Consider the following 1137-nt stretch of genomic DNA (forward strand, 5'->3'; position numbering starts at 1 on the left):
TCTGCAGCGGTATGTGCAGGTGATTGCAGAGGCGTTTTTCTCCCGTCACCATTTCCAAAAGATGTGGGTCCACCTCGTCCACCTCTGTGGAGCTGAGCCGTATGCGGATCCTGCCCGTCCCTTTCAGGGCCATTTCCACGAGCGTGGAAAGGGAGGGTAAACCGGGGATATCATTCCCGTAGCTACCGATGTGGTTGCCCGTGAGAACAACCTCCGGGAATCCCTGATCTTCGTATGCGCGGATCTCCTTCAGGACATCCTCATGGTGCCGGGAGACGCTTTTCCCCCTGACGGAAGGAACGATACAATAGGAGCACCTGTTATCGCAGCCGTTCTGTATCTTGACAAAAACCCTCGACCGGTTGGCCCGGGATAGCGATTCCCGTCCATATCCTTTTAAGTCCTTTCGAGCAATCTGCCCGGCAAACAGCGCCGTCAACTTCTTTTCGCTTCCCTGATGCTCCATGGGGAGAACGAGATCTGCAAATTCTGCGAGGCTCGGCTTTCCATTTTTCAAAACCCCGCAGCCGGTAAGGACAGTCTTAGGATTTCCGCCTGACCTCTTCCCCTTTGTAAGCGCCCGGCGGCTGTCTGCCTCGGCTCTCTGTGTCACGACGCATGAGTTCACGATAACCAGATCGGAGACCTCCCCGTACGGGACTACCGCGAACCCGAGCTTTTCGAGGCTCGTTTCGAGCACCCTCGTGTCGGCAAAGTTCGTCTTGCACCCGATCGTCTTAACCGACACCCTCTTCATTTTTCCCGTTCCCTGTAGAGAGGCTCCCTGATGACACCTCCCCCGAATACCTCATCGTCCCTGTAGAGGACGAGCGCCTGGCCGGGTGTTACACTTTTTACCTTCCGATCGAAGGTCACCGTCATCGTGTCCCCGTCAACGGTGACTGTCGACGGGACAGAATCGGACCGGTAGCGAACCTTCGCGTCTGCCGGGAACCCATCCGGAGGAAGATCCTTTTTCAACAGGTTGATATTTGTGACGAGCGCCCCATCGGCATGGAGATGCTCCTTGGTCCCGACGATAACCCTGTTTTTGTCCGGGTCGATGTGAACAACGTAGTAGGGGACGTCTCCCTGCACCCTGAGGCCCTTTCGCTGCCCGACGGTATAGTGGAAAAT

The 1137-nt window shown here is 56.2% G+C and carries 1 protein-coding gene and 1 pseudogene (1 of these 2 only partly in view); both read right to left on the reverse strand.

The window, feature by feature from the left end:
* Positions 1-757 (reverse strand): radical SAM protein (locus GTN70_00495; GenBank protein ID NIO15482.1); only part of this gene is annotated, 757 nt, incomplete at its 3' end.
* Positions 754-1137, reverse strand: a pseudogene (locus GTN70_00500) (tRNA 2-thiouridine(34) synthase MnmA); it runs 632 nt beyond the window's last position. The gene GTN70_00495 and the pseudogene GTN70_00500, both read right to left, overlap by 4 nt.

It is taken from the genome of Deltaproteobacteria bacterium (assembly GCA_011773515.1).
Lineage (GTDB): Bacteria > Desulfobacterota > Deferrimicrobia > J040 > J040 > WVXK01.